This is a genomic window from Gracilibacillus dipsosauri (genome assembly GCF_003176895.1).
GTDB lineage: Bacteria > Bacillota > Bacilli > Bacillales > Amphibacillaceae > Gracilibacillus > Gracilibacillus dipsosauri.
Map to the genome: position 1 here is coordinate 1 of NZ_QGTD01000014.1, position 26973 is coordinate 26973.

25 protein-coding genes are annotated in these 26973 nt (G+C 38.2%); 11 read left to right on the forward strand and 14 right to left on the reverse strand.

The genetic code is table 11. The features are described from left to right. Positions 1-406 precede the first annotated feature (406 nt). Positions 407-628 (reverse strand): hypothetical protein, encoded by a 222-nt coding sequence (locus DLJ74_RS15165; protein WP_054787884.1) that lies wholly within the window; start codon positions 626-628, stop codon positions 407-409. Between the two features lie 130 nt (positions 629-758). On the opposite strand from DLJ74_RS15165, the gene pdaB reads away from it, so the two are divergent. Continuing rightward, positions 759-1529, forward strand: a complete 771-nt coding sequence (pdaB, locus tag DLJ74_RS15170; protein WP_109985110.1) for a polysaccharide deacetylase family sporulation protein PdaB — start codon at positions 759-761, stop codon at positions 1527-1529. Positions 1530-1580: 51 nt separating this feature from the next. Here pdaB and DLJ74_RS15175 read toward each other — a convergent pair whose 3' ends face one another. Next, on the reverse strand, positions 1581-2186 hold the full coding sequence (locus DLJ74_RS15175) for a KinB-signaling pathway activation protein (protein ID WP_109985111.1): 606 nt from the start codon (positions 2184-2186) through the stop codon (positions 1581-1583). Positions 2187-2352: 166 nt separating this feature from the next. On the opposite strand from DLJ74_RS15175, the gene gerD reads away from it, so the two are divergent. After that, on the forward strand, positions 2353-3021 hold the full coding sequence (gene gerD / locus DLJ74_RS15180; protein ID WP_109985112.1) for a spore germination lipoprotein GerD: 669 nt from the start codon (positions 2353-2355) through the stop codon (positions 3019-3021). Positions 3022-3070: 49 nt separating this feature from the next. Here the strand turns inward: gerD and DLJ74_RS15185 are convergent, their stop codons facing one another. The 4 genes from DLJ74_RS15185 to DLJ74_RS15200 all read right to left on the reverse strand — a co-directional run bounded on the left by DLJ74_RS15185 (position 3071) and on the right by DLJ74_RS15200 (position 6618). Beyond that, a complete protein-coding gene (locus tag DLJ74_RS15185) occupies positions 3071-4117 on the reverse strand; it encodes an Mrp/NBP35 family ATP-binding protein (RefSeq protein WP_054787885.1) in 1047 nt (348 codons plus the stop codon). 80 nt (positions 4118-4197) lie between these two features. Next, positions 4198-4917 (reverse strand): N-acetylmuramoyl-L-alanine amidase CwlD, encoded by a 720-nt coding sequence (gene cwlD / locus DLJ74_RS15190; protein ID WP_054861666.1) that lies wholly within the window; start codon positions 4915-4917, stop codon positions 4198-4200. A 66-nt stretch (positions 4918-4983) separates the two neighbouring features. Then, positions 4984-5550 carry an NADPH-dependent FMN reductase gene (locus DLJ74_RS15195; protein ID WP_054787886.1) on the reverse strand — a complete coding sequence of 189 codons (567 nt, stop codon included), beginning with the start codon at positions 5548-5550 and terminating at the stop codon, positions 4984-4986. A gap of 12 nt (positions 5551-5562) precedes the next feature. Further along, entirely contained in the window at positions 5563-6618 is a 1056-nt protein-coding gene (locus DLJ74_RS15200) for an LLM class flavin-dependent oxidoreductase (protein ID WP_109985156.1), read from the reverse strand. Positions 6619-6746: 128 nt separating this feature from the next. Here DLJ74_RS15200 and DLJ74_RS15205 point away from each other — a divergent pair, with 128 nt between their 5' ends. Then, a complete protein-coding gene (locus DLJ74_RS15205; protein WP_109985113.1) occupies positions 6747-7088 on the forward strand; it encodes a winged helix-turn-helix transcriptional regulator in 342 nt (113 codons plus the stop codon). A gap of 54 nt (positions 7089-7142) precedes the next feature. On the opposite strand, the gene DLJ74_RS20500 is transcribed toward DLJ74_RS15205, so the two are convergent. Together DLJ74_RS20500 and DLJ74_RS15215 are read right to left on the reverse strand one after the other, a co-directional pair. After that, positions 7143-10394, reverse strand: coding sequence for an FIMAH domain-containing protein (locus tag DLJ74_RS20500; protein ID WP_109985114.1), 3252 nt, complete (start codon positions 10392-10394; stop codon positions 7143-7145). Between the two features lie 380 nt (positions 10395-10774). Then, complete coding sequence (locus DLJ74_RS15215) at positions 10775-12301, reverse strand: BCCT family transporter (protein WP_109985115.1); 1527 nt, start codon at positions 12299-12301, stop codon at positions 10775-10777. Between the two features lie 217 nt (positions 12302-12518). Here DLJ74_RS15215 and DLJ74_RS15220 point away from each other — a divergent pair, with 217 nt between their 5' ends. The 6 genes from DLJ74_RS15220 to DLJ74_RS15245 all read left to right on the forward strand — a co-directional run bounded on the left by DLJ74_RS15220 (position 12519) and on the right by DLJ74_RS15245 (position 18879). Continuing rightward, on the forward strand, positions 12519-13838 hold the full coding sequence (locus tag DLJ74_RS15220) for a phytoene desaturase family protein (protein ID WP_109985116.1): 1320 nt from the start codon (positions 12519-12521) through the stop codon (positions 13836-13838). Continuing rightward, positions 13804-14667 carry an RNA polymerase sigma-70 factor gene (locus DLJ74_RS15225; RefSeq protein ID WP_054861663.1) on the forward strand — a complete coding sequence of 288 codons (864 nt, stop codon included), beginning with the start codon at positions 13804-13806 and terminating at the stop codon, positions 14665-14667. Before DLJ74_RS15220 ends, DLJ74_RS15225 begins: the two co-directional genes overlap by 35 nt. 406 nt (positions 14668-15073) lie before the next feature. Beyond that, complete coding sequence (locus DLJ74_RS15230; RefSeq protein ID WP_109985117.1) at positions 15074-16345, forward strand: ABC transporter substrate-binding protein; 1272 nt, start codon at positions 15074-15076, stop codon at positions 16343-16345. Between the two features lie 40 nt (positions 16346-16385). Next, a complete protein-coding gene (locus DLJ74_RS15235; protein ID WP_109985118.1) occupies positions 16386-17285 on the forward strand; it encodes a carbohydrate ABC transporter permease in 900 nt (299 codons plus the stop codon). Positions 17286-17297: 12 nt separating this feature from the next. Then, the gene (locus DLJ74_RS15240) at positions 17298-18167 is read left to right on the forward strand and encodes a carbohydrate ABC transporter permease (RefSeq protein ID WP_109985119.1); all 870 of its coding nucleotides are present in this window, start codon (positions 17298-17300) and stop codon (positions 18165-18167) included. Between the two features lie 46 nt (positions 18168-18213). Then, positions 18214-18879: a YesL family protein gene (locus DLJ74_RS15245; RefSeq protein ID WP_054861102.1), complete on the forward strand. Its 666-nt coding sequence runs from the start codon at positions 18214-18216 to the stop codon at positions 18877-18879. A gap of 55 nt (positions 18880-18934) precedes the next feature. Here DLJ74_RS15245 and DLJ74_RS15250 read toward each other — a convergent pair whose 3' ends face one another. From DLJ74_RS15250 to DLJ74_RS15260, 3 genes are all read right to left on the reverse strand, one after another. After that, positions 18935-19447, reverse strand: a complete 513-nt coding sequence (locus DLJ74_RS15250) for a type 1 glutamine amidotransferase domain-containing protein (RefSeq protein ID WP_109985120.1) — start codon at positions 19445-19447, stop codon at positions 18935-18937. A gap of 86 nt (positions 19448-19533) precedes the next feature. Then, complete coding sequence (locus DLJ74_RS15255) at positions 19534-20055, reverse strand: SRPBCC domain-containing protein (RefSeq protein ID WP_109985121.1); 522 nt, start codon at positions 20053-20055, stop codon at positions 19534-19536. Positions 20056-20129: 74 nt separating this feature from the next. Then, positions 20130-20465 (reverse strand): ArsR/SmtB family transcription factor, encoded by a 336-nt coding sequence (locus DLJ74_RS15260; RefSeq protein ID WP_054861104.1) that lies wholly within the window; start codon positions 20463-20465, stop codon positions 20130-20132. A 241-nt stretch (positions 20466-20706) separates the two neighbouring features. Between DLJ74_RS15260 and DLJ74_RS15265 the strand changes: the two genes are divergently transcribed. After that, positions 20707-21246, forward strand: coding sequence for a TetR/AcrR family transcriptional regulator (locus DLJ74_RS15265; RefSeq protein ID WP_109985122.1), 540 nt, complete (start codon positions 20707-20709; stop codon positions 21244-21246). Between the two features lie 99 nt (positions 21247-21345). Continuing rightward, positions 21346-22473 carry an MFS transporter gene (locus DLJ74_RS15270; RefSeq protein WP_109985123.1) on the forward strand — a complete coding sequence of 376 codons (1128 nt, stop codon included), beginning with the start codon at positions 21346-21348 and terminating at the stop codon, positions 22471-22473. 209 nt (positions 22474-22682) lie between these two features. On the opposite strand, the gene DLJ74_RS20930 is transcribed toward DLJ74_RS15270, so the two are convergent. The 3 genes from DLJ74_RS20930 to rplM all read right to left on the reverse strand — a co-directional run bounded on the left by DLJ74_RS20930 (position 22683) and on the right by rplM (position 26939). Further along, positions 22683-25679 (reverse strand): phosphatase PAP2 family protein, encoded by a 2997-nt coding sequence (locus DLJ74_RS20930; protein WP_109985124.1) that lies wholly within the window; start codon positions 25677-25679, stop codon positions 22683-22685. Positions 25680-26088: 409 nt separating this feature from the next. Further along, the gene (gene rpsI, locus DLJ74_RS15280; protein WP_054787905.1) at positions 26089-26481 is read right to left on the reverse strand and encodes a 30S ribosomal protein S9; all 393 of its coding nucleotides are present in this window, start codon (positions 26479-26481) and stop codon (positions 26089-26091) included. A 20-nt stretch (positions 26482-26501) separates the two neighbouring features. After that, positions 26502-26939, reverse strand: coding sequence for a 50S ribosomal protein L13 (rplM, locus tag DLJ74_RS15285; protein WP_054861108.1), 438 nt, complete (start codon positions 26937-26939; stop codon positions 26502-26504). Between the last annotated feature and the right edge of the window lie 34 nt (positions 26940-26973).

Genomic DNA, 26973 nt, shown 5'->3' on the forward strand with positions numbered 1-26973 from the left:
AAACTCTCCATAAAATAGATGCACCGAAGTGCTTGTGTTGATCAAGCTCGCTTAAAGCTAGCATGTTCTTACTTTTTGTACTGGTTGTTTTGTTCAGTTTTCAATGATCAATATCTTATGTCGTTTTTTGCGACGAAATATAATATATCACGCTTCAATATGGTTGTCAACAACTTTTTTTATTCTTTTTATAAGACATGTAAAAAGTGCGAAACTACGATAAAGAAGTGTTCCATCATTTTGACGACAAGATTTAATATATCACATATTGACCTGCTAAACAAGTATTATTTTTAATTTAGAAATTTCTCTTTAAAAACAGATAAAGACCTCGTATCTCCGTAATAGAAACAAGATCTTCATCTTAACATTTAAATTTCAAGGCCACTTCCCATACCACACTCACTCATTCTATCTTAATTCTTTTCGGAATATATTTTTGAATCTCTTCTTGAGATGCAACTCTTCTATATAATTGAAATAGCACCTTGTACCTTTCATGCATGTTTTGTTTCACCATTTGATCGATACGGTGATCTTCTAGGTCTAGTAACAATTCTTCTAATTCTCTCTTTATTACATATTGTAATTCCGTTTGTTCTTTTTCATTTATCAATAATCCCAACATAATTGTTCACTCCTACCTTCTATTACTATATATATTCCTACTTTTTTTCAAAAATAAACATTATTAGACAGCATATTTTAAGAACAAGCTCATACATATAGAACAAGCCTAATAAAATCGGGGGATATAAATGAGAAAATTATATGTAGTAGACATGAAAAAAAGTAAAAAGCTTCTTTTCATTGTGCCAATTGCTTTTTTTGTTGCCCTTTTTTTATTTTTAGAATCTAATTATTCCTTTACCGTTTTCTCTAATCAAGACGAGCCAAAAGCTCTAAGTGCTGGGAATAAAAAGCACGCATCTGTTGCTTTAACGTTTAATATTAGCTATGGAACAGAGCAAGTGGAGCCAATCTTGGAGCAATTAAAAGCAAAAGAAGCATTAGCCACCTTTTTCGTTAGTGGGGAATGGGCTGAGCGTCATCCAGACCTACTGGAGAAAATTGCAGAGGACAAGCATGAAATAGGGATGCTGGGATATCAGTACAAGTCGTATCTCGAGCAAGAGGAAGAACAAGTAAGAAGTGATATAGCTAAAGCAAAGGAAACTTTTACAAAGCTCGGTTATGAGGATGTCTACTTATTACGTCCACCTAATGGACATATTAATAAAGCAATCCTATCGATCGCAGAAAATCAAGGGATGAAAGTCATCCATTGGAGCGTGAATCCAAACGACTGGAAAAATCCTGGTACAAAAGCCATTACGGATCATGTACTGAAAAACACAGAAAAAGGGGATATTGTTTTATTGCATGCATCAGATTCCGTCAAACAAACAGATAAGGCTTTAGAGGCTATCATACCAGAGTTAAAAAATAAAAATCTTGATATAGTGACGATCTCTCAATTGATTACCAATGCAGATGGTTCTCAAAGTGAATTGAAAAGTAATAAGTAAACTCATGAAATTAATAACGCATTCGCTCGTATTGTAAGCGAATGCGTTTTTTTAACGTCCCTTTGTAGCTTTTGTTTTTTCGGTTAGTCGGTGAAGGATTAATAATTGATATGTATTACAGATAATTAATGGAACGATCATTAACCAAGCATAGTCTCCTCCATTGGTTCTCAGTCCCGGAACCCACTCTATTGATGTAATGACAACCATGAAAAACAAAGCTGGAATAAAAGCCCTTTGGTTCGTTTCCTTTGCTTTGATTCGAGCGATGATAATACTATAAACCAACAACGCAATTGCAGTTAACAAGAATGGTGTAATCGTGCCATCCTCCACCGATTTATAACGGAAGTAGACTAAATCAAATAATGCAAACAAAATCAGGCCTATTTGTATAGTTGGCCAAAATCCACGAAAGATACCTAAAGCAAACTGATTTACGGTTAAATAGGCAAAAAAACCCATTTGACTAACTAAACTAAAAACAAAACCCAAAGCTAAGAAGAAGATCAACAAACCCAATAATTCAAACCAATCGAAAGGGCTTAAGAACTTAATATAAGCATCACTTTTTACAAAGAAACTTGTGATTAATGTCGAAATTCCTCCTAAAAGCAAGGTAGAAAAAAACAATCGTACGACATTACGACTTTTCAAAATAAATCCCCCTAATTCTTTACTTCCTATTCTTTAGATATTTTACCATGAACCCTATTTTTTTTCGCTTTATAATACATATTAATTTTAAAAAGACCCCATATTAGGAGTACATAGAAATTTCAAAAAACGACTTGAGATATATGGAAAGAAAGGTAGCGGTCTAATGAATTTATCAAAGTTTTTTATCCTAACGATACTTTCACTGCTATTCCTTAGCGCCTGCGGTGGTGGTGGCAATACCCAGGGCAAGGAAGAGGGTGATTATGAGGGCACTAAGAAAATGGTGGCTGATATTTTGAAAACAGATGAAGGAAAAAAAGCCATAACAGAGGTATTATCTAGTGACGATATGCAAAAAACCTATGTCATTGATGCAAAGGTAGTACAGCAAACAGTACAAGAAGCCTTAACTTCAGACAAAGGGAAGGAGTTCTGGACAAAGATGTTCCAGGATCCAAAATTTGTTGAGTCCTTTTCACTCGCTCTACAAGATCAACAAGAGAAAGTGATGAAGACCTTAATGAGTGATCCAGAATTCCAGAAAAAATTTATCGAAATACTGAGCAATCCCGAAATGGAAGATCAAACATTAACCGTTCTGACAGGACAAAAGTTTCGCTCTCATCTGGAAAAGGTTATGGAGGAAATGTTCAGCTCCCCTATGTTCCAAGCCAAAATCTCTGAATTGTTATTAAATGCAGCGAAGGAAATGAAGCCTAGCGAAGGAGGACAATCCCAATCTGGAGGACAAGGAGAGTCCGGAGGTGGACAGCAACAGCAAGGCGGACAGGGAGAACAAGGCAACCAAGGTGGCGGAGGAGGAGGAGCGTAGGAACAAAGGGAGCATGCCCTCAGCCCGAGCATGCTCCTTTTGTAAATATTTATAGACGTTCAATAATTTGCTTAGCAATGGACAAATATTCTTGACCATTAGGGTGATCCTCCTGATAAACAGAAGGGGCAAATATTCCTTCTTCTTCATAAGGCTGTTGAAGTGATAGGCGCCCTATTACATTTGTGTCTAAAACTTCCGCTAGCTTGTCTCCTCCACCTTTTCCAAAGACATATTCCTTTTCGCCTGTTTTCTTACTCACGTAAAAGGACATGTTTTCCACAACACCAAGCAGCTCATGATCCGTATTAATCGCCATTTGTCCTGCTCTCGCTGCTACAAATGCTGCCGTTGGATGAGGAGTGGTTACAATAATCTCCTTCGAGCTTGGTATCATATTGTGAACATCAAGTGCCACATCACCAGTTCCAGGAGGCAGATCTAATAATAAATAATCTAATTCTCCCCACTCCACCTCTTTAAAAAAGCTTGCTAGCATTTTCCCTAGTCTAGGACCACGCCAGATAACAGGGGAATTATCTTCCACAAAAAATCCCATCGACATTACCTTGACACCAAAACGTTCTACTGGAATAATTTTATTCCCTTTTAATTTCGGACGTTCTTCCACACCCATCATATCAGGAACACTAAAGCCATAAATATCAGCATCAATAATCCCGACTTTGTTTCCTAATCGCGCCAAAGCAACAGCTGTATTTACAGTTACGGTTGATTTACCAACTCCGCCTTTACCACTCGCGATCGCTAAAAATTTTGTCGTAGAGCTTTCACTTAATAGTCCAGGCTTATCCTCAGATGTCGGTTGATATTTCTTAATCACTTCCTCTGGTAAGGAAGAAAATCTTAATCCAACTGTCGCAGCACCTAGATTCTTCAATGCCCCTACAAGCTCTTGCTGTAATTGCATCTGCTCTGCTGTATTCGTTTTCGCAATCGCTAATTTAACACTGACATGATTCTTATCAGGCTTAATCGTGATTTCTTCTATACCATCTGTCTCTTTGAACGTTTTATGTAAAAACGGATCCTTCATATTGTGCAGTAATTCTCTTACCTTTTGTTCCGAAAGCAAAATAGGTCACCTCGATTGTATTCTTGTGTACTCCTATCTGCTAGTATAACACAAATTTCTTCAATTCTAAGCAGGACGCATTATGGATTTTCTTCTTCCTTCCCTGTAATGTAATTTAAAATCCCTTTATAAATACTTGCCGCCATCTTACGTTGATAATCATCTGATTTCAGTAATCCAAGCTCCTCTTCATTGGACAAAAAACCAATCTCAACAAGCGCACCAGGTGCTTTTGCATATTTCAAAACAAAAATTTGATGAATAGGAAGAGCTACACGATTTGTATTTTCTAGGTTGCGAATAATTTCTGCTTGAATAGCCTTTGCCAGCTTTTCATTTTGATCTTTTCCCGGGTAATAAAAGGTCTGGGCACCCTTCCACTGTCTGTCACCAAGTGCATTTAAATGAATGCTTAAGAAAAAATCGGCATTTTTATCACTAATAAATTGAACACGGCGCTGAATATCCTCTGCTTTCCTTCTCGATAAACCTTTGGTCCCTTCATCTGCAAGATCATAGTCCCCTTCTCTAGTTAAGTATACGGAAGCACCAGCCTGCTGGAGATAATCCTTCAGTAAGTTCGATACCTTCAGCGTGATCTCTTTTTCCTGTGTCTCATCTGAGCCCTCTGCACCTCCATCAGCACCACCATGTCCCGGGTCAAGTACAATAGTTTTTCCTGCAAGTGGCAGGGACCAGCTTTCCCAAGAATCCATTGAATCTTGCATAGGGTATTGAATCAATATAATTAATACAAATAGTCCAATTAACCATAATACGATTTTTAAGATACGTGACATACCCGCTTCTCCTCCCATATTCACGCCTTCATTTAACTATATGGGACAAGCGAGCGGGTTATGCCGTTAAAAATCGTATTGCTCTTCTTTTTCTTGTAATAGCTGTTGATACGTTTTTGTTAACATAATCGTATCTTCCACCAAGCGATCGATTCGAAATAATATATCCTCATTAATAATTTCCTTTTGGTAAAAGTCCACTTCTTCTATATAGACGTAAGTTTGCACAATTTGCGCCTTCATATAGGATAAAATTGGCTTTATTTGTTGCTCTGGTATCAAAAAGTGACGGCTTGAGCCTGCTGTCACGATCATGCTTACTACCTTATCTCGAAAAGCATTGATTGGTAACAAGTCAAAAATGTTCTTCAATGTTCCAGGTATCGACGCTTGAAAAATCGGTGTTCCAATGATTAGTGCATCTGCTTCCATTACCTTCTCTGTTACATATTTCGTATCCCCTGTATAGTCCAAATAATGTCGACCATCACTAAATTCCAGCTGATAATCGGTTAAATCTAATAAAGTTATTTCCACTTCTGGATAGGATTCTATTATCTTTTTGGTCGTATAATCTATCGCCGTTCTTGTCTTTGAACCTACTGTCGATCCAGACAATGCTACTACTTTCATGATGATCCCCCCTTATTTTACTGTATACTTTCGAATAGCTGGTAAAACTTCCTTCCCGACTAGCTCTATATTTTTACGGAGCTTATCAAAGGGAATGCCACCAAAATCCATTTGAGCAATATAGCGTTGGTGACCATAGACCTCATGCTGATACAGAATTTTTTCGATGACTTCCTGTGGACTACCAATATTCATCACATTACGCTTGTCTGCACCTTGAGCAAAATGCTGCTTCGGATAACCTCTACCATTTGTATGTTGCATTCCTTCATTAATGGAAGGATAAGTCTCTCGTTGCGCTTGTTGCGTGGTTTCCGCTAAATAGAAAAATCCAGCTGTTGCCACAGGGAATTCCTTCGGGTCAAATCCCGCTTCCTGTAAAGCATGACGGTAATCATCGATGGTCCGTTTAAAAATAGAAACAGGGCCACCTAGCGTTGCTAGGAATATCGGTACTCCTGCATAACCAGCCTTAACTGCACTGGATGGATGCCCTCCAACCGCTCGCCAAATTGGAAGAGAACCATTAACCGGTCGTGGTAGGACCTTCGCATTTTGAAGCGGTGCACGAAATTCTCCACTCCAGTTCACTACTTCTTCTTCATTTATTTGTAATAGTAGGGCTAGCTTCTCTTCAAATAAACCTTCATAATCCTTTAAATCATAACCAAGCAACTCAAAATTACCGACTCGCGATGCTCTTCCTGCGATGATCTCTGCACGACCTTTCGAAATAAGATCAATCGTCGCAAAATCCTCATAAACACGAACAGGATCTAATGTGCTAATAATAGTGGAGGAGCTAGCTATCTTGATCTTCTTAGTCGCTTGGGCGATTGCCGCCAAAACAACGGAGTGAGCTTGTGTCGTAAAATATTCCTGATGACTCTCCCCTACACTAAAGAAGTCAATGCCTACATCCTCAGCAAGCTTAGCTAATTCGATGATTTCCTCGATTCGTTGTGCTGCCGAAATCCTTTCACCAGTTGCAGGATTAGGGAGATGATCACCTAATGTATATAAGCCAAATTCTAAACCTTTTCTCGGGTCTATACGATATTTTTCCATCAAAGCCATACACTACCTTTCTTCTCTTATTCCTATATATGTTATTATGAAGCATATGACCATTTACGTGAAGTACGCACTTATAAGATATATAGTATACAAAAAGATACTAATAGGAGAGATGTAAGATGAAATATAATCCAAAAGCATGTCGGGTAGAGGATGCCTTGAGTATACTAGTTGGAAAGTGGAAACCTCTCATTTTATTACATTTATTAAATGAAGGAACACAACGATTCAATGAGTTAAAACGTAGTATACCCGGCATTACCCAAAAAATGCTGACAAAGCAATTGCGCGAGTTAGAGGAAGAAGATATTATTGAGCGCGTCGTCTATCCTCAGGTTCCACCTAAAGTGGAATACTCGATAACAGATTATGGAAAAAGCCTTCAACCTATTCTAGAGGCCATGCATGAATGGGGAACAAAGCATACCTTAAGAAAACTGGAAAAAACGGAGAATGGATGAATAAAGCAAAAGAAAAGTCCTGTTTCCGATTGAACAGGACTTTCCTTGCTAAAACTATAGATTTTTTAGCTGTTTTTTCAACGCTTCTGAATAATGTGTTAAATAAGCATAGGCTAATGGGGAAACATTTTCTCTTCCTTCTGCCTTGTCTAGTTGCTTGCTAAACTTTGCGAGAAATTTTTGCGCTTGATTTGTTGAGCCTCTTTCTACATGGTGTTTCACTTGTTTTAATGTATTCGTTAGTTGAGAAACGGCGGTCCCTGTAATGTCCTCTGTTCGTACATATTCTTCCATATGGTTAGTCAAAACGGTAAGATATCCGGTTGTTACTTCTACCACATTCGATGTTTCCGATTCTCCACTTGCATTGGCTGCTTTAATGTAATAGGTATAAGTAACATTTGGTTCTGCGGTTCGATCATAGAAAGTATCTACTTTTGCATAACCCAAATACTCTACCTCACCATCTGCTTCTCTATAGACATTATATTGATTCGCACCACCATTTGACTTCCAGGCAAGCCCAACAAAATTATTTCCGATCATTGTTACCCTTAACTCAGTTGGCGTGCCAGGAACAGGCATCTTGATGGCTATCGCCTCTGACAGATTCGATTCACCCATTTCATTAACGGCAGTTATTTTGTAACTATAACCTGTATCGCTGATACTCACACTTTCGTCGATATAAGCAGATTCATCGGTACTCGAAATTTGACGATAATCTCCGTCTTCATTTGTTTTACGATAAACATTATAGCTTTCTGCTTCTGCAACGTCCTCCCAATTGATCTCAAATGCTGAGGTGGTAATCTCTCCAGCAGTTAACCCTGTTGGCACCTTCGGAATCTCAATCGCCTCTTCTGTGGTCGTTGATACCACTTCTGATAATGCCGATTCTCCTCCAGTACTTGCTGTAGAAATCTTATAATAATAAGTTGTCGAGGCTTCTACTGGCTTATCCATATAGGATGGTGTCGTCGAATTTGCTACCTTCGTGAATTCTCCATTAGGATCAGTCGACCTATAAATACTATAGCTTATAGCATTTTCCACCTGTTGCCACTCCAGCATTACGGTAATACTTTTAGTTTCTGTTATCGTAACGCCACTAGGCGTAGCAGGTTTTGGTTGGTTCGGATCATAGAAGAAAATCTCCGCTTGATCTGAGTGCTCAGACTCTCCTCCCGCATTGATTGCAGAAATCTTATATTGATAGGTAACACCTAATTCCACCGTATCATCCTGATAAGCAGGTTGCTCTGTAGTTGCAATCGCCCGGAAGGAAGGGTCCTTAGATGAAGCGCGGTAGATGAGGTACTGCTCCGCTTGAGAAACAGCAGACCAATTCAGTGAAACGTCCTCCCCATTCATCTCTGCTTTCAGATCGGCAGGGATATCAGCAGGTGGTTCGGTATCTGGAGCAGTCGGCTTTAATAAAACAAAATAGTTCATCCGTTTGGTGTTATTATTTGGCCCCATCACAACATGAGATCCTGCAGTGTAGTTCTTTTTATAAAGCTCAAAAGTAACAGGTTGATCATCCACTATTGTTTGCCCAGTATTTTCATAATGTTCAGATAACCACTTTGGTTTTGGACTAACTCTGGAGTCATGTGCAACATAGACATCCGTATCTGCCGCTAAGTAAAAGGAAACCAAATCGTCACTCGAGGCACTTCTGGAATTAACAGCAGACCGAATCCATTCGACACCAAGCAAGGTATCAGGTATAGAGGTAAAATGATAACCATCCCTGTCCCCTGCTACAAGGTCTCCTATTTGAAGGTTTTTCTCCACAGACCATTTACTTGCATTTTCCTTACCATTCCCACTATTATCATGGACAATTACATTCTTTGCGAGTGTCCCTTCTAATAGTGGCAGTGGTTCATCATCTGGCTCCGGTTCTGGATCAGGCTCTTCCACTGGTGGAACGAAAGGATCTTCATCCCAAACAGGCGGTTCCATTGGATAGCCCTCTGGAAAAGCAGAGCTTGCTAATTCATTTAAATAAACCTCTAAATTCGTATAACCATTCCCATTTTTGTCTCCATTGCGATCCGCTGGATTATTCGGATCAAGCCCTTTCGCTAGCTCCCATTCATCAGGCATCCCGTCCTGATCCGTATCTTTCAGAGCCTTTCCTTTATCCAAATCAGGAAAACCACCAACATCTTGCTCATGTCCTATAATCGCTCCTGTTTGGTTTCGCACATCATGGATTACTTTTTGATCGACCCTGTCTCTTATTAAGGAAGAACCAGCGTAATCTAAAACATGCTCATAAGCGGCTTCTGGCTCCTCTACATTTGTAAGCGGGTAAGCGAATCGATCCTCCACAATAACACTTGGCCTTTCCGCCTCCATCATATCTGTTCCAGTATCGGTACCATCTAAAACACCATTTTTATTACTATCAATTCGATTATTATGAAGATATAAGCTATAATTTTCGTTCCCACGTACGACCGCATATTCCGGATTAGCCGAGTTTATACCTGCAATAAAGTAATTCCCTTCTACATTCCCATATCCTTTTGTACCGGATTCTCCTCCAGCCACATAAGGATAACCACCCCAGTTGTATACAACATTATTAACAAAATCAATTTGCCCTTTCGTCTTAGGATTTCGATCATTATTATGGGCATACAGATTATGATGCATCGTGATCGTATTCATTTCAATAAGCCCCCCCATTGAATGGGTTAAAAGACCTTCTGAAATGATCGACCATTGCACGGTTATATTTTTCGACTCAGGGTTTTCGTAGTTTTTACTTAAAATAGAGAGGTTTTCGTCTGTCCCCCAAGAAAAGGAGGAATGATCAATAATGACATTTTGAGAATCTTCGAAATATAAAGCATCATCCGAGATACTTTTACCTAAGCGAAAACGCATATAACGGATAATAATATTATTACTATCTATAAAACGAACGTTATTTCCCTTTATTGTCACACCATCTCCTGGTGCGGTTTGACCAGCTATCGTAATATTCGCTTTATTCCTAACAATTATTTGAGGAATCGTAATATTGCCACCTATATCAAACACAATCGTTCTAGGGGTATCACCAGCGGTTGTTAGTGCATCATGGAACGTTCCAGGACCTTTAAGATCATAGCTCGTAACATGATATACTTCTCCCCCTCTGCCTCCTTTTGCATATTGACCAAATCCTTCTGCACCCGGAAAAGCCAAGAGCTCTTCTTCCTCCGCAGCAAAGACATTAGACTGAAACACCGGAAAAAAGGTAAGACAGACAACAAAACATAATAAAAACGGAAAAAAGGATTTCATAGCAAACCTCCATTTTGAAATAGTAAGATTTCGGTCATTAGGAAAATCCCTGCTACCTGATGACGATTAGCGTATTAGGCTCCCCCCCTTTCGTTGTTAACATAATCACTCTATAATCAGATTAAATCTGTATGTAACCGCTAACAATAAACAATTCTTACATTTTATATACAAAAACGATAGACAGGTTTGCTGAATTCGTTCATTAGAAAGGAACTTCTATGAGGAATCTAGCGATAGAAAGAGGAGAAATAGCTATGCATTGAAACAATCCCCCTTGACTTTTAAATATCTATCATGACATTCATACCAAGGAGGCAATTACATGAGACAAACAAGAATGAAAATATTTAACGTGAAAATTAATTCGAATCACATTCCTATTTTTTGGTTTTTTTCTTTTTTTCAAGTGATCTAATTCGGCCAATCCCCAATTGCTTTGCTTCTTGTTGTAATGATTTAAGTAAACTAACCGCCATTAATATCATCACTAAGGAAAATGGTAATGCTGCTACAATCATAGTATTTTGTAGTGCTTGCAGGCCACCAGAGTAAATCAGTGCAAGTGCCGTAAGGGAAAGGAAAATTCCCCAAACCATTTTAATTCTTTTACTCGGATTTTGAGATCCATTTGAAGTCATCATTCCTAATACGAACGTTCCTGAATCAGCCGAAGTAACAAAGAATGTAATAATAATGATAATCGTTAAAATAGACCATGCCATACCAGCTGGATAGGTCTCTAATATACCAAAAAGGGATTCCTCAGGTAAGAGCGAGGAAATGCTAATACCTGACAATTCCGTAGTGATCGCCGCACTACCAAATGTCGTAAACCAGATAAAACTAATAATAGTAGGGGCTAATAATACATAAATGACAAACTCACGAATTGTACGTCCTTTTGATACCCGTGCAATGAAAACCCCAACGAAAGGTGACCAAGCAATCCACCAAGCCCAGTAAAAAATAGTCCAATCATTAATCCAACTACGAATATTTTCATTTAATGGAGCGATTCTTAAACTCATTTTAATAAAATTTTGCAAATAACTTCCCACTGAATCCACCAATAAATTTAGAGTAAAAAGTGTAGAACCAAAAATAAATACAGCTAAAAAAAGCAGCGTAGAAAAGCCCATATTGACATTACTTAGAATCTTAATGCCTTTTCCTATACCAGTTATGGCAGAGATCATGAACAATACTGTTACAACAAAAACAATAATGGTTTGCGTAGTCAAACCTCGAGGAATATCAAATAAATAGGATAGGCCGCCATTGATTTGTATTGCTCCAAATCCTAACGATGTAGCAACCCCCATAATTGTGGCAATAACAGCGACAACATCAATTATTTTCCCAGTTATTCCGTCAGCCTGGTCACCAATGAGCGGACGCAATGTTTTACTTATTAAGCTTATTTCACCTTTTCTAAAAGCAAAGTAAGCAATCGCTAAACCGACAATACTATAAACAGCCCAAGGATGTATGCCATAATGAAAGAAAGTAAATCGTATAGCATCCTTAATCCCCTGATCTGTCCCTAACTCCCCTGTTGGTGACTGAATGGCATAGTGACTGATCGGTTCATAAGCACCATAGAAGATTAGCCCAATGCCAATACCTGCACTAAACAGCATGGCAATCCATGAAGGACGTGAAAATTCAGGCTTTTCATCCTGCTTTCCCAGTTTAATTCTCCCTATTGGGCTAACTAAAAGATAAATACATATCAATACAAATCCAGATACGATGATTAAATAATACCAGCCAAGTGATTGAATGATAAAATTTTGGGTTTTGTTTGTAAGATGCTCGATAAACTCCGGCATTAAGATTCCCAAGATAACAAGTACAGCCATAATGGCTAAGGAGGTAATAAAAACAAATGAACCTTTTTTCATATTTCGTCGTAAACTCCCATCTGTATTAGTCTCTTCTTTGACAGTTCAACTGTATTATGTAACTATTTTCTTCTTTTATTTCAACAATATTCGTAAATTACACCAATCTGCCATTGTTACGTGGTCTTAACCCAACCAAAAAATATATTTGAAAACATGTCACAAATCTTAGCCCTTTGTCGTCTTGAATAATGAAATAATAAGAGGAGGTTAACTTATGACTAGAAAATGGGATGTTATCATTGTTGGTGGTGGATTAGCAGGATATGTTGCAGCAAATTATTTAATTAAAACCAATAGGTCCATATTACTTATTGAGAAAGGGAAAATTGTTGGAGGAAGGGCTAGGACAACTAAGATGAACGACCAGTGTTTCAATCTTGGCCCACATGCCCTTTATAAAAAAGGGAAAGCCACGGCTATTCTTGAAGAATTAGATATTAAGTTGAATGGCAGCTCACCTAGATTATCTGGCATACTAATGGATAATCATATCGAATATGCTGCTCCATTTTCTCCATCTACACTCTTTAGTACCCAGCTATTGAACACAAAGGAACGGATGGAGTGGATAAAGGTTCTGTTAAAATTAATGACTATAACTCCTGAAAAATTAGCAAATCTTACTTTTCAACAATGGGTTAGACAAGTGACCCAATCCAAAATGGTAGAATCGTTACTATATACCCTTGGAAGACTGGCAAGCTATTGTCATGCTCCTGAAAAAGTGAGCGCAAAAGCAATATTATCATGTGTGAAATCGGCTATGGGAGGTGTACTGTATTTAGATGGTGGCTGGCAAACAATGATAAACCAGCTTCATAATAGGGCCACTCATTCAGGTATGGAGGTCTGGCAGCATACTCATGTTAAACAAATCGAACCTGCACAACAGAAGCAATTCCAATTAGTACTTTCAAATGGTAAGAAAATTCTAGGAGAGCATGTAATTTGTACAACAGGACCTCATGAATTAAATGATATACTAAGTAAAAAGATGGTGTTCCCTCAAAGAGAATTTTTATCTCAGATTACACCTATTAGAGGAGCAACTTTAGATATTGCTTTGACACAACTTCCTAACCAAAACCAATTATTCGCCATGGACATCAAAGCTCCTCTCTATTATTCCGTGCATTCCGCTTTTGCTCGCCTCTCTAATCATCCAAGGAATGCTATTCTTCATGTTTTTAAATACCATCATCCAGATCAACACATGGATGGAGCCATAATTAAAAAAGAGCTGGAGCAATTCCTAGATGTGTTGCAGCCAGGTTGGCAAGAGTATGTGATATTCAAACGATTTCTTCCCCACATTACGGTGAATCAGCGTTTACCTCAAATAGGAGATGAACAGAAAATACTAGATTGTCAAACAGAAATACCAGGATTATATATAGCCGGAGATTGGGCATCTCCCCATTCTATTTTGGCAGAAGCAGCCATAACTAGTGGCAAACAAGCAGCTGAAAAAGTTATTTTAAATGAAAAGAGGCATAACGATGGAGATTACAAAAGCAGATTATCAGCTATTTAAACCGTTGTTATTTTCATTAGGTTATCGAATGTTAGGCTCCGTAATAGACACGGAGGACATGGTGCAGGAAACCTTTCTAAAAGCATACCAATTGAACAAAAATGATATAAAGAACAAGAAAGCATATCTCTGTAAAATAATGACAAACCTTTGTCTCGATCTATTAAAGTCTGCACGGTATAAACGAGAGCAATATACAGGACCATGGAATCCCGAGCCCTTACTCCTCGAGAAAATACACGAATTAGACCCAAGCGAAACAGTCATCCAAAAAGAAGGGTTAAGTATTGCTTATCTACGAATGATGGAACATCTAACAGCAGATGAGCGAGCAATCCTGCTTTTAAGAGAGGTATTCAGTTTTTCATACTCTGAGATTGCTCATATCATTAAAAAGAAAGAAGACAATTGTAGAAAAATTTTTAGTAGAGCAAAACAAAAGATTTTAGTAGTGGAAGGTGAAAGTCTAAACTATGAAAAAAACAGGTCAATCATTGATCTTTTTGTAGAGGCCTTCCAAAAAGAAAACACAGCTGCATTAATGGAACTTATCTCTAATAATGTTACCCTTTATTCTGATGGAGGTGGTAAGGTTAGTGCAGCAACACGGCCAATTGTATCGACTACGAATGTCTTGGCTCTATTATATGGCATCATGAAAAAAACCCCAGAGGACTTTTACTTTGAAGTTAAAAGCATTAATTATCAACCTGCTATCGTGATCTATATCCATGGTGACATTCATAGTGTCCTCAGTTTTTATATTGATAAGGAACAGATAAACGAAATTTATATAACGATGAACCCTGAGAAATTACCGATTGCTTAATGGAACGAGAGATAGGTTAATATAGAATTTCAAAGGACCTTACTTTTAGCACTACTCCCAAGACTATAGCTATAGTCTTGGGAGTAGTGCTATGGTGTATGGAAAAATTGTCAATAAAACGAGTATAATTGGTTAATTATACCTCCTTGACAAGGTTTGGAAAATCATTTAAAATTTCATAGTAAGTTTATCGTTCGAACAAAGTAAGTCTGAATAATTGAATCATTTTCTCAAGTAAATCAATGACACAACACGAATTTGTAAGCGGTTACTTGTAAAAACCCTTAATTTTATTGAAGGGAGTGGAAACAAGTTTTTGGCATGAGGCAAGACATCATTACGTATACTGACAAACCCTCTTCTAGAGATTAGCAGTGTAATCCAAACGTAAAAAGGTGGAGTAGAAATGACAAAAAGTAATTCATTATTTGTTTTTTTAGTGTGGCTCATGTTAATCGTTGTACTTGTTGGTTGTTCGTCATCTTCAGCTGAGGATAAAAAAGAGCTTAGGATTTGGACTTTCACAGATGAGGCCAAATATGCTGTGGAAAAGTTTCAAGAAGCAAACCCAGATATTAAGGTAGATGTCCTATTTATCAATAACGATAATTATGTAAAAAAGCTAATGTCTGTGTTACAGGTTGAAAAAAATGTCCCTGACGTGTTTTTTGTAGAAAAAGCCTATTGGCCACAGATTAGGGAGATTCCTCGATTAGAGGATTTATCGCAAGCTCCTTATAACGCAGAAGAAATACTAGATCAGCAATACCAATATATTCAGGATGATGAAAAAGACGAAGAAGGCATCATAAGAGGTCTGGGATATCAAGGTACACCAGGGGCTTTCTACTATCGACGTGATCTAGCCAAGGAATATTTGGGCACAGATGATCCAGAGGAAGTAAGTAAGTTGATTTCAAGCTGGGATAAAATAATGGATATCGGAGAGCGAGTAGTAGAAGAAAGTAATGGCGAGGTTCATGCATTGGCGAATTGGAGTGATATCGGTTCAGTAGAAAGCTCTAATATAAAAGAGCCTTGGGTGGTTGATGAGAAATTAGTGATCGATCCAGTTAGAGTGGAAGCAGCAGAACTTGCCAAGGAGGCTAGAGAGCGAAAGGTATTGGCAAATTATGAATCCTGGGGCCCTGCTTGGACTGCATCAATGCAGCAAGGAACCGTTATGTTTTATGCCATGCCTACTTGGGCACTGCCTCATGTTTTTGAGAATAATGCTCCTGAAACAGCTGGGAAATGGGGGGTAACCCATGGACCAAAAGCCTTTACTGGTGGCGGGACTTTCCTAGCCATGTATAACGGAAGTGAAAATAAAGAGGTCGCTTGGGAATTTATGAAGTTTTACACCACAGATAGAGATTTTCTAACGGAATTGGCCAAGAACGAGCAGTACTTTCTAAGCAACAAAGAAATTAATATCGAATTAGCACCTGAATTAACCTCAGACTTTTTAAACGGTCAGAAATACTTTGCATTCTTTAATGAAGCAGGCGAAGAAGCGCCTTCTGCCCCGCAATCAACATATGATAATGATATTAATGGCTTGTGGGATGAAAAAGTGAATGATTTTTTAAATGGTAGATTAGAAACGATAGACGATATGATTGCCTCATTTAAGAAAGATGTCGGTCATCATTTTCCAGAAATTCAAGTAGATTAACATCATTCTGACTTAATAGATTTTCTGAGGAGGAGAAATAATGTTTTCAAAGACATTACGAAAAAATACTTATGGTTATCTATTTATCGCCCCATTCTTTATTATATTTCTTGTGTTCGGGCTATATCCTATCATGTATTCCTTCTACTTAAGCTTTACAGACTGGGACGGTTTTACGAATCCAACCATCGTAGGAGTGGAGAACTATCTAAGATTGTTTGGTGACTTCTTTTTCTACAAATCCTTATTCAATACATTGGTTATTTGGATTGTTTCGGTCATTCCCCAGTTAACTGTCAGTTTAGTACTAGCTGTTGTACTACATGAAAAATTTGTGAAAGGTAAAAGTATTTTCAGGGCGGTGTTTTTCTTTCCTAATATTGTTACTGCCGCATCGCTAGGTTTATTAGTTGCCTTAATTTTCAGCTGGCAAACAGGCAGCTTTAATCAGTTCCTAATAGCTATAGGAATGATTGACGATCCAATTCAATGGACAGATATGCCAAATTTTATGAGGGGCTTAGTATCGTCCATTCTGTTCTGGCAATATTTTGGGTACTCAATGATTATCTATATAGCAGGTCTCCAAGGTATCTCAAGGGACTTATTAGAGGCTGCAGAAATTGATGGCGCTTCCAAGGTAAGGGTGTTCTTTAGTATAACTCTCCCCCTACTAAAGCCAATCATTTTATTCCAAGTAGTAACCTCGATTATTGGGGGTATGCAAATCTTTGATCAACCCTACGCCTTAACGGATGGATCGGGACAGCCAGATAATTCCACCCTTACTAGTGTCATGTATTTGTATGAGACGGCATTTACTCGTTATCAATATGGATATGGTTCCGCAATTGCCTTCGGGTTGTTCCTTGTTATTGTCGTCTTCTCGATTATATCCTTTGCCACGATGAACGCCAGAACAAAGAGTGAACAAAAATAAGGAGGAAATAGAATGATCTCAGAAACAAAAGTGGAAGCCATTCATGACAAAAGAAAATCGAAAAGAATCAAGCCTAGCCACATTATCATTCATATACTTCTCATACTACTTGCCATTGTTTGTATTGTTCCGTTCTATATTATGATCGTTTATGGTACCCATACAAATGCAGATATTGCTTCCCAATTTATCTTTTTCCCAGGGGAAGCACTGATTGACAATTATCAAAATATGACAGAAAACATTAATATTTGGCGAGGGTTCTTAAATAGCTTTATTATAGCAGGCTGTTCAACGGCACTTACCCTTTATTTCGGGGCACTCAATGCATACGGATTTGCGAAATACAAATTTAAAGGTAACAAAGTATTGTTTTGGTTTGTGTTAGCTACGATGATGGTTCCTCAGCAATTAGGTCTAGTCGGGACATTTCGGATTATGTATATCCTGAATTTACTCGATACGTATGCCGCTCTTATCCTACCAGCTGCTGCTAATGCATTTGCCGTATTTTTTGTCAAACAATTTATTGATGGAACCATTCCTGATGAGGTCATTGAGTCTGCGCGGATGGATGGGGCTAGTGAATTCAAAACGTTTAATCGGATTATACTTCCTATGCTGGCACCAGCTCTAGCTGCACTAGGTATCTTTGCCTTTATAGGTTCTTGGAATAATTTCATCAGTCCATTGGTACTACTGTTCTCTAATGAAAAGTATCCATTACCAGTCCTTGTACAAATGCTGCAAGGCTATTATGGCTCTAACTATGGCGTGCAGTACTTAGGGGTTGCCTTATCTGTCCTGCCAATTATCATTGTATTTGCGATTTTTTCGAAGCGGATTATCGGCAGTGTTGCGATCGGTGCAGTCAAAGGTTAACCATCAATGAACAAAACCTACTCTATGAGAAAAGGGTCTGATCAGCATGCAGTTAAATGGTTTATTAAATGTGTTTTACAACGCTGGTGTATGGGTAATCCGACTTGTCTATCTCAACCTATTATGGATATGCTTTACGATTATAGGTTTAGTAGTATTTGGGATCATGCCAGCGACCGTGAGCTTATTTGCTATTTTACGTCAGTGGATTCAAGGTAAGGAAATTGTTGCGGTATTTCCCACTTTTCGGCAGTATTTTCAAAAGGAGTTCTTGAGAGCAAATCTATGTGGATTGATCTTTCTAGTGGCAGCCATTATTTTGCGAATGGATATCATACTATTAAAAGCATTTCCATCATTTCCGTTTCAGCTGCTCTTAGGTATCACACTCTCTTTAGGAGTATTGTATGCGATTATATTGCTGTATTTCTTTCCGGTATACGTGCATTTCGAGGTTCCGTTATGGCATTATTTTAAATATGCCTTGATTATCGGTATTACCCAGCTGCCGATTACCATCATGATGATTCTGGGCAGTGTGGTAGTTTTCTGTATGTATTGGTTCTTCTCTGGATTAATACCATTACTTTGTGTGAGTTTATTTTGCCTAAATTTGATGTGGTTTGGGTATCGTGCCTTCCAAAATATAGAATATGAACAACAGAACGAAGAACACAAGCCATTACGTAGCAAAAAAGCAATAAGCCGTTGACGCAGGTCATTAGTAGAAAAAACTACTCATAGGCTAAAGCCTATGAGTAGTATCATTATGCCAATAATTTAGTTGACTCTTTGATAAACGCTGGAATATCATCCGGTTGGCGACTTGTGACTAATTGGTCTTGACAAACGAAAACCTCTTTATCTTGTACCTTAGCTCCAGCATATTCTAAATCGACCATAATCGACTTATAGCCGGTCACTCCACGTCCTTCTAACGATTTCGCGGTAATTAACAGCTGTGGCCCATGACAGATTGCAAATACGGGCTTTTTTTCATCCATAAAATGCTTGGCAAATGAAACAAAGCGATCATCTGCCCTTAGTATATCAGGGGAAAACCCTCCAGGGATAAATAGTGCGTCAAAATCAGCTGGTGATACTTCATCAATCCCTTTATCGATCTTTACGGTAGCATCCCCTTGCTTTCCTTTCACTTTTTTGCCAGTTTCGTCACCAATTGTTACCACATCATGTCCTGCATCCTTATATGCTTTTGCAGGATCTGTATATTCCACATCTTCAAAATAATCGGTAATAACGGTTGCTATTTTTGCCATTTGTAGAAACACTCCTCTTAAAGTATTATTGTTTGCTACATTCTTACTTTTCCACAGAGAAGTATTTCCTAAACATTACTAAATAATTATTTTTGTAATTCTTCTAACAAGCTAGCCAGCTTATCCCAAGTTTGAGTGACTCCTTCAAGTACACCCATATCCAAAACGGCTTGAAGTTCTTCAGCTGTTGGGTACTCAGATCTGCTTACTAGTTTTGTTTTTCCGTCTTGTTCGATGAAGGTTAATGTCATTTTAGTAGAAGGCATATCCTCTAGAATGTTACCTTCTGCATCAGAGAATGAATCAATGAGTACAATTTTTTCTGGTTCTTGAATATCTTGATAGACAGCCTTTCCCCATGACTCCATTCCATACTCTTCTTGATTTTCATCCGTACACTTCATGCAGTACTGCCATACTCCTCCAGGTCGAAAGTCTACATTACATACTGGAGTGGACCATCCTTCCGTCGACCACCATTTCTCCAAGTGTTCTGCCTTTGAAAACGCCTGGAAAACAAGCTCTCTTGGTGCATCAAAAGTGCGTTCTAGAACCAAATCCTTCCCTTCCACTTTCGAGGTAATTTTAGTATTTACATTATTCGGCATGCTATTGCCCTCCTTGGATTATATTAGTTCATAGCTATTCATCTTTTAGATAAATGCTATAATTACAAAAAGATTTATTCCTTATCACGCGACGCTTCTTTTCTTTGAAGCTCTCCTAAGTATTCATCCAAGCGATCAAGTCGTTGTTCCCAAATTTGTTGGAATGTCGTAAGCCAAGCCTCCATTTCCTGAAATGGTTCATGACGAAGCTTGTAAATTCTTCGATTCGCAACCGCTTGGACTTCGACAATCCCCGCGTCACTGAGTTTTTTAAGGTGCTTCGAAGCCTGTGGTTGCCGAAGCATTAGTTGATCAGCAATTTCCCCTACTGTCAGCGGACCATTCTTTAAGAGTTCGACAATCTGTAATCGGTTAGGCTCGGCAAGTGCATGTAACGTGGTCGTCTTCATTTCATCTGTCCTTTCCGATTGATGGAGTAACTATCTACTCCGTGTTACATTTATAATATACCACCAAAGGAATATTCTAGTCAAGGAATATTTAAGATATTTTTAAAAGAATAATTCTATCCATAATAATCACAGTTTATAGTGGATTATTAAGTTTCGATTGAAAGTTTAGTATTGTTGTCATTAAGATACTTTTATGTTATAAATAGAATGATCGTTCTATATAAGGGGTGTTTTCTTCATGAGCAAAAAAAAGCAAGATATAATGGAACATGCGGAACAGTTATTTTATAAACATGGCTTTCACGGTGTTGGCTTAAAAAGAATTGTTGAAGAATCAAATGTAGCTCTTATGACATTATATAACCATTTTCATTCAAAAGAAGACCTCATCCTTGAAGTGCTAAAAAGACGAGAAGAGCAATATTTTTCTATCTTGAAATCATCTGTTAAGAATGCTAAAAGCTCCATTATATTGTCCCTATCAGAAGCCCATATTGATTGGATTCGAAAACATGACACGAATGGATGCATGTTTTTAAGGGCGAAAGAAGAGTTTTCTTCAAATGATAATTATGAGATTGTCCAATACGTAAATGAGCATAAAAGATCCTTGCTGGATTTTTTTGAAGAGCTTGGCTTCGACCATAGTGAGGCTGCACAATTAGTGTTATTATTCGAAGGAGCTACAGCTTTATCGGAAACCTTAAATGTTGATGAAGTGGCTATGGCATTCATAAATTCTATAAAGTCTATGGGGCTTCATTTAAGTGTCGAGTAGTAGGACGTAATACCAACTAACAGGAAAAGTCCGTCGAAGACTTTTTCTCTTTTTACCAAAAAATATAATGATCGTTCTATATAAAAAGAGGTGTTGTTAATGAATTCAAAAAAATTAATCATGGTTGGTTTACCTATGATTGCGGTAACTTATGGTTTTGCAAGGTTTAGTTATGGATTAGTTCTCCCTTATCTACGTGAGTCTTTAGAGATTAATCCATCTGTGGCAGGAGTGCTTTCTTCGTTATCGTATTTGGCATATTGTATAGCGATTGTCCTAGCAATGTTATATATGCAAAAAGTTGGTTCCCGTATGATGATTTTAACAGCAGGGATCGCAGCAGCTATAGGAATGAGTATCATATCCATAGCCAATAGCTCACTAGCTCTTGGTATTGGTATCTTTATTGCTGGCCTAAGCACGGGGCTATCTTCTCCACCTTATGCAGATGTGATAAAGAAATGGGTAGATCAGGATAAGCGTTCTACAACAAATACGTGGATTAATGCAGGTACTAGTTTGGGAACTGCATTAACAGGGGGTATGGTTATCTTTTTGGCTAGCAACTGGAGAATGACATACCTTCTGTTTACACTAATATCGATTATTATATTGATACTTAATTATAAGGTCATTCCTCAGACAAAGGATACGAGCAAAACTCATCAGACACAAGCCTTTCATGTGACAAAAAAGGAGCTTGTTCATGCTTATCCCTTAATCTTATCTTCTTTGCTCTTAGGCGCATCGAGTGCACATTATTGGACGTTTTCAAGAGATTTGTTGTTTCAAATGGAGAACCTCCCACAAGCTCTGATTCAAGTATTTTGGATCATTATTGGCATAGCAGGCGTATTAGGAGGATTTGCTGGATATTTTAGTGAGAAAATTGGATTATTATCCTCCTACCGAATAAGTGTTATTTTGCTAGGAGCTTCTTCCTTATTATTAGGTTTATTTACAAATATTCTTCCTGTTGCTCTATCAGCGATTTCTTTTGGTAGTTCCTATATATTTATGACAGGTGTTTTGATCATTTGGGGCATCCATATCTTTAAAACAAATTCCTCACTTGGTCTAGGCTTACCATTTTTACTATTAGCTTTAGGTCAAGTGTTTGGTTCATTCATTGGAGGAGCGGTTGCTGGGCTTCTAGGTTATGAAGCCATGTTTATCCTATTTGCTTTGATTAGTTATATTGCTTTAATTTTTAATCCTAAAGAATAATTTTGAGAAATATACTTTCTAATTCCAAGAATGGGTTCTGAAATTTTATCAATCTTTTATTGACCTACTTTTTACGCTTTGAACTCCCCATTCAACGACAGTGAATTTCTTTGCTGTCTAAACAAAAAAGAAGGAGGCTAACTATTTAAAGTCAATAGTTAGCCTCTTTCTAATTAGTGTGATAATTTCATATTTCTCTACATAAAGGATTAAGCTTTTCTTCTTCTCATGATGAGGAAGAACACGCCACTTAAGAAGAGTAAAAACCCTGCTAATAAGTACTGAAAGGTCGTAGTGGCAGTTTCCGGTAGTTTTTGTCCGTCTTCCGTAACAGGCTGTTGTTCCATTGTTTCCTGTTCAAAAACGGTATAGGTGCTGAAGTGATCGGTTTGTGCTTTCACGTTTCCATCATGCCATTCTCCCCCGATTGCTTCCCATTCTTCGAGTTCTGGATTCCAATAGAACAGTTGCACCTGATCTTTATCCTTTACTTTGTCGCTATCAACAGAAAAAGTCAGTGTCACTTTTTCGTCGAAGGTATCCAATTGTTTTTCGCCTTGTTTGATTTCAAAGTCATAGACCACACTCAATGCTTGATCAATGTCAGCTAAACGCTCTAACTGGATGGTTGCTGCATCGGATCCATTAGTGAAATTGGAGGCAGCTAGTTGCAAGCTTACATTTTTTAACTGAATGATGATCGTTATACGATGCTCCTTCAGCCATTTTATTTGGTCAGAATTAAATGCTAGGTTAACAGAATCATTATGACCTCGTAAATCTATCCTTAGTTCACCTTGATCAGCTAGCTGATAGAGCGAGTCTGTTACGATCGTTGCTTCGCCATTGGTAACGTTAGGTGTTAAGGTAACACTGGTTTGTTTCTCCGGGTCTTTTGAATCCTCAGGATTTTCTGGATCGACAGGGTCTTTTGGATCCTCAGGATTTTCTGGATCGACAGGGTCTTTTGGATCTTCAGAATCTTCGGAGTCTTCAGGATCTGGTAAAACTGGATCAGAAGTATCGATTGCTTTGATATGTGCAACGACACTATTATGGTTATAAGTGACAGTTACCTCGTAATCATCTGCAGTTACATTATCGAATTTACCTTCCACCTTGTCGGCGGTCATTAAAGTAATATTTGCTGCCTTGTCTATTTCATAATTAGAAAGATCCAAATTCAGATCCCCACCATCAAGGTATAACAGTCCATCTACATTTAGTTGCGTTTTGTCATTATCCATTGCAATATCAAGGTTTCCAGCTTCCATTGTGAAGTTACCATTTACATTCAAAGGTTCATCTACATTAACTAACACTGTACCATCTTCCACATAAAGATCGCCTTCACCAAAAGCAGTCTCAGAAGTAGCTTCTAACGTTCCTCCTTCTAGCAATGTGCCTCCTGAATAACTATTATTTCCTGTCAATGTAAGTGTTCCTGTCCCTTGCTTGGTAAGCATACCACTGCCAGTTATATCATTTCTCCACCAATCATGGGCATTAAACCTTCCTTTTGAAGCATCCATATTCACTGTTACATTGCTTAAAAACGCACCATATCCATCAGATGCTGTTACCAAATCAAGTCTGCCCCAACCATTTGATTCGTCTATTACAGGGTAGCCTGATTCAATTTCTGTGGTATACAATACTTCTCTACGTTGTTTATCGGTCAAATAGGGCTGACGAGTTTCCAATAAAACTTCAGCCCCTTTAGGTACTACAGGGTCTAAACCTTTTGTGCCTGTTTGAGGTAATCCGTATGTAAGTTTTTCCCGATAGAATGCTTTATTTGCTTCGTGATCCTCCCACTTTTCTTCATCGTACGCACTTTCAAACGTATAATCCTCTGTTACTGTATGTGCATATTCGTACAAGCTCATTTCTTTTGATGCAGCTAATTCACCGAATACTTCTCCTGCATTTTGATAAGCCTTATCCAATACCTCTTGGTTTTCTGAAAGATTGTATGCGTAGGCAGTCATTGCTGTAGCTTGTATTCTTGCTCCTATAACATCAAGCGGAGAGTGCATGCCGGTCACTATTCTATTTTCTCCCATTTGGGCTGCTCTTGTTAGAAATTCAGCATATCTTTCTGGTGTTGCATATGCAAATCCGAATGTTGACAAATAAGATGCACTTGTATGCCCGCTTGGAAAGGCTCCGTCTTTACCTCTCCCGTCTTCTGCTTTTCTCTTTACATATTCTAATGCAGGAATTACTTCCACATTCGTTTCATATTGCTGGTAATGTCTTTCTCCTGTTTCTTTTTTACCACCTGAAGGTAATTCTTCTATTGTACTCTCACCACTGCCGATTGTGTCCCAAACAGGTAAACCGTTCTCATCAACAACTTCTTTCACTTCTCCATTTGAATTCATTCTGTAAGGTCTTGGAGAAGAAAAAAAGTATTTAGAAGGATTAGACGAAGAAGGATTGCTAAATCTAATTAAATGAACTAAATCCATCGCATCTTCTAGTGCAGATCCCTCCCATTGTCCCATCCCTTGGGCTTGGTCTTCAACAGTCGATTCTTCCAATACTTTATCCATGTCCTCTGATGATCTGACAACACTTGTGATCGGGTTAACAATCTCTACGTAGGCATTCGCTAAAGGTCCATAAGCTTCCATCATACTATATACCTTATCTCTTTGATCATCATAGTAGGCCGCTAACGCCTCTTCATTCGTTCTATTTTTAGTAACCTCTTCTACATATTTTATATTAGCTTCCCAAGTCCTCGGATTTCTGATTTCTTCGTTAGCATATGTCTTCTTATCTGCTATTACCTTTGTCTTATCATTTTTATATCCATCAAAATAAACGGTAGGTCCGTCACCATATTTTGCAATCTCACCATTTGCACCTGGTATAGTTAACGCAGTTCCGTCTCTCCAATCTGGTTGATTCAGAGACCATATTTGATCAAAACCATCTAAAATATTGATAAAAGGATTAGTTCTAGCTATATTCTTTAAGATAGGATCGTTAGCATTTCCACCATTATCTACTGCCGGTAAAGGTTGCTCAACTTCAGGAGGATCTGTATTTATTTCTTCAGTAGTCCCTTGTGGCTTTGCAGGTTTTGAATGCTCCTTTTCAGAATATTGACTAGCGACCTGAACAGGAAGTTCAAAAGATGCCATAGTTAGAACTGCAAGTAGTAGTATTATCGAGACTTTTTTCATGAATTTCATACCTTTTCATTTCTCCTTTTTTGCTGCAGATTTTTAAATCACTTAACCACACTAATTCACTTTAGGGACTGTATGTTAAATGAATGTAGGGAAAATGTTAAAATTATGTATTTTTTTGTAGAAGGGAAGAGCCCTATTACGAAAATAAACGGGTTTGGGGAACTTTTTTTGCAAATCTTTCGGATATCTCTTTGAAACGCCAAAATGAGTTATTACAACTACTACCATAAAAAGTGGAAGAAAGCGATAGAACAGCCATGTGACTGAGGAAACGAAGGAGAAAACTGCCGAGCTGTTTCAGAAATTAGCTTGGAGTTTTCAAAGGGTATTCAATTCCAAATATGGACACGAAAAAGCCCTCTCTGCTCCATAAGTGCAAAGAGGGCAAACCCTTGGTATATAAGGTTTTTTAACGTTTTGAGAACTGTGGTGCACGACGAGCGCCTTTAAGACCGTATTTCTTACGTTCTTTCGCACGAGCGTCACGAGTTAAGAATCCAGCACGCTTCAATGTAGAGCGGTATTCTGGATCTGCTTCTAATAATGCACGAGAAACACCATGACGGATTGCACCAGCTTGACCAGTGAAACCTCCACCATTAACGTTTACTAATACATCATAGCTTCCTTCAGTTTCAGTTGCTGCTAAAGGTTGTTTAATAATTGTACGAAGTGTTTCGTATGGGAAGTAATCTTCCGCATCACGACTGTTTACAACGATACGTCCAGTACCTGGAACTAAACGTACACGTGCAGTTGAACTTTTACGGCGTCCGGTACCGTAGTATTGTACTTGTGCCACTATGAGTTACCTCCTTTTAATTATCCGCGAAGTTCGTAAACTTCTGGTTTTTGTGCTTCATGTTTATGTTCAGCGCCTCTATATACGTGCAATTTTTTACCCATTTTACGTCCTAGGCTTCCTTTAGGTAACATTCCTTTTACTGTTATTTCTAACATTTGCTCAGGATATTTTTCACGCATTACGCCTGCAGTACGCTCTTTTAATCCACCTGGGTGGTTCGTATGACGACGATATAGCTTGTCACTAAGTTTTTTACCTGAAAGTTCGATTTTTTCCGCATTGATAATAATTACATGATCACCAGTATCAACATGCGGTGTATATGTTGGCTTATGCTTACCGCGAAGGATAGAAGCAACTTCACTTGCTAAACGACCTAGCGTTTGACCTTCAGCGTCTACAACAAACCATTTGCGTTCAATATTCGCTTCATTTGCCATGAAAGTTGTGCGCATGATTGGTTAACCTCCTATATCTGTGAATCCATTA

Excerpts from the sequence above, each read along its gene's own strand:
- DLJ74_RS15235 (WP_109985118.1), top strand. The coding sequence starts at position 16,386 with ATGTTTTCAAAGACATTACGAAAAAATACTTATGGTTATCTATTTATC.
- gerD (WP_109985112.1), top strand. The coding sequence starts at position 2,353 with ATGAATTTATCAAAGTTTTTTATCCTAACGATACTTTCACTGCTATTC.
- DLJ74_RS15225 (WP_054861663.1), top strand. The coding sequence starts at position 13,804 with ATGGAGATTACAAAAGCAGATTATCAGCTATTTAAACCGTTGTTATTT.
- DLJ74_RS15260 (WP_054861104.1), bottom strand. The coding sequence starts at position 20,465 with ATGAAGACGACCACGTTACATGCACTTGCCGAGCCTAACCGATTACAG.
- DLJ74_RS15270 (WP_109985123.1), top strand. The coding sequence starts at position 21,346 with ATGAATTCAAAAAAATTAATCATGGTTGGTTTACCTATGATTGCGGTA.
- DLJ74_RS15255 (WP_109985121.1), bottom strand. The coding sequence starts at position 20,055 with ATGCCGAATAATGTAAATACTAAAATTACCTCGAAAGTGGAAGGGAAG.
- DLJ74_RS20930 (WP_109985124.1), bottom strand. The coding sequence starts at position 25,679 with ATGAAATTCATGAAAAAAGTCTCGATAATACTACTACTTGCAGTTCTA.
- rplM (WP_054861108.1), bottom strand. The coding sequence starts at position 26,939 with ATGCGCACAACTTTCATGGCAAATGAAGCGAATATTGAACGCAAATGG.
- DLJ74_RS20500 (WP_109985114.1), bottom strand. The coding sequence starts at position 10,394 with ATGAAATCCTTTTTTCCGTTTTTATTATGTTTTGTTGTCTGTCTTACC.
- DLJ74_RS15200 (WP_109985156.1), bottom strand. The coding sequence starts at position 6,618 with ATGGAAAAATATCGTATAGACCCGAGAAAAGGTTTAGAATTTGGCTTA.
- DLJ74_RS15165 (WP_054787884.1), bottom strand. The coding sequence starts at position 628 with ATGTTGGGATTATTGATAAATGAAAAAGAACAAACGGAATTACAATAT.
- DLJ74_RS15240 (WP_109985119.1), top strand. The coding sequence starts at position 17,298 with ATGATCTCAGAAACAAAAGTGGAAGCCATTCATGACAAAAGAAAATCG.
- DLJ74_RS15215 (WP_109985115.1), bottom strand. The coding sequence starts at position 12,301 with ATGAAAAAAGGTTCATTTGTTTTTATTACCTCCTTAGCCATTATGGCT.
- DLJ74_RS15250 (WP_109985120.1), bottom strand. The coding sequence starts at position 19,447 with ATGGCAAAAATAGCAACCGTTATTACCGATTATTTTGAAGATGTGGAA.
- DLJ74_RS15245 (WP_054861102.1), top strand. The coding sequence starts at position 18,214 with ATGCAGTTAAATGGTTTATTAAATGTGTTTTACAACGCTGGTGTATGG.
- cwlD (WP_054861666.1), bottom strand. The coding sequence starts at position 4,917 with ATGTCACGTATCTTAAAAATCGTATTATGGTTAATTGGACTATTTGTA.
- DLJ74_RS15220 (WP_109985116.1), top strand. The coding sequence starts at position 12,519 with ATGACTAGAAAATGGGATGTTATCATTGTTGGTGGTGGATTAGCAGGA.
- DLJ74_RS15195 (WP_054787886.1), bottom strand. The coding sequence starts at position 5,550 with ATGAAAGTAGTAGCATTGTCTGGATCGACAGTAGGTTCAAAGACAAGA.
- DLJ74_RS15205 (WP_109985113.1), top strand. The coding sequence starts at position 6,747 with ATGAAATATAATCCAAAAGCATGTCGGGTAGAGGATGCCTTGAGTATA.
- pdaB (WP_109985110.1), top strand. The coding sequence starts at position 759 with ATGAGAAAATTATATGTAGTAGACATGAAAAAAAGTAAAAAGCTTCTT.
- DLJ74_RS15230 (WP_109985117.1), top strand. The coding sequence starts at position 15,074 with ATGACAAAAAGTAATTCATTATTTGTTTTTTTAGTGTGGCTCATGTTA.
- DLJ74_RS15265 (WP_109985122.1), top strand. The coding sequence starts at position 20,707 with ATGAGCAAAAAAAAGCAAGATATAATGGAACATGCGGAACAGTTATTT.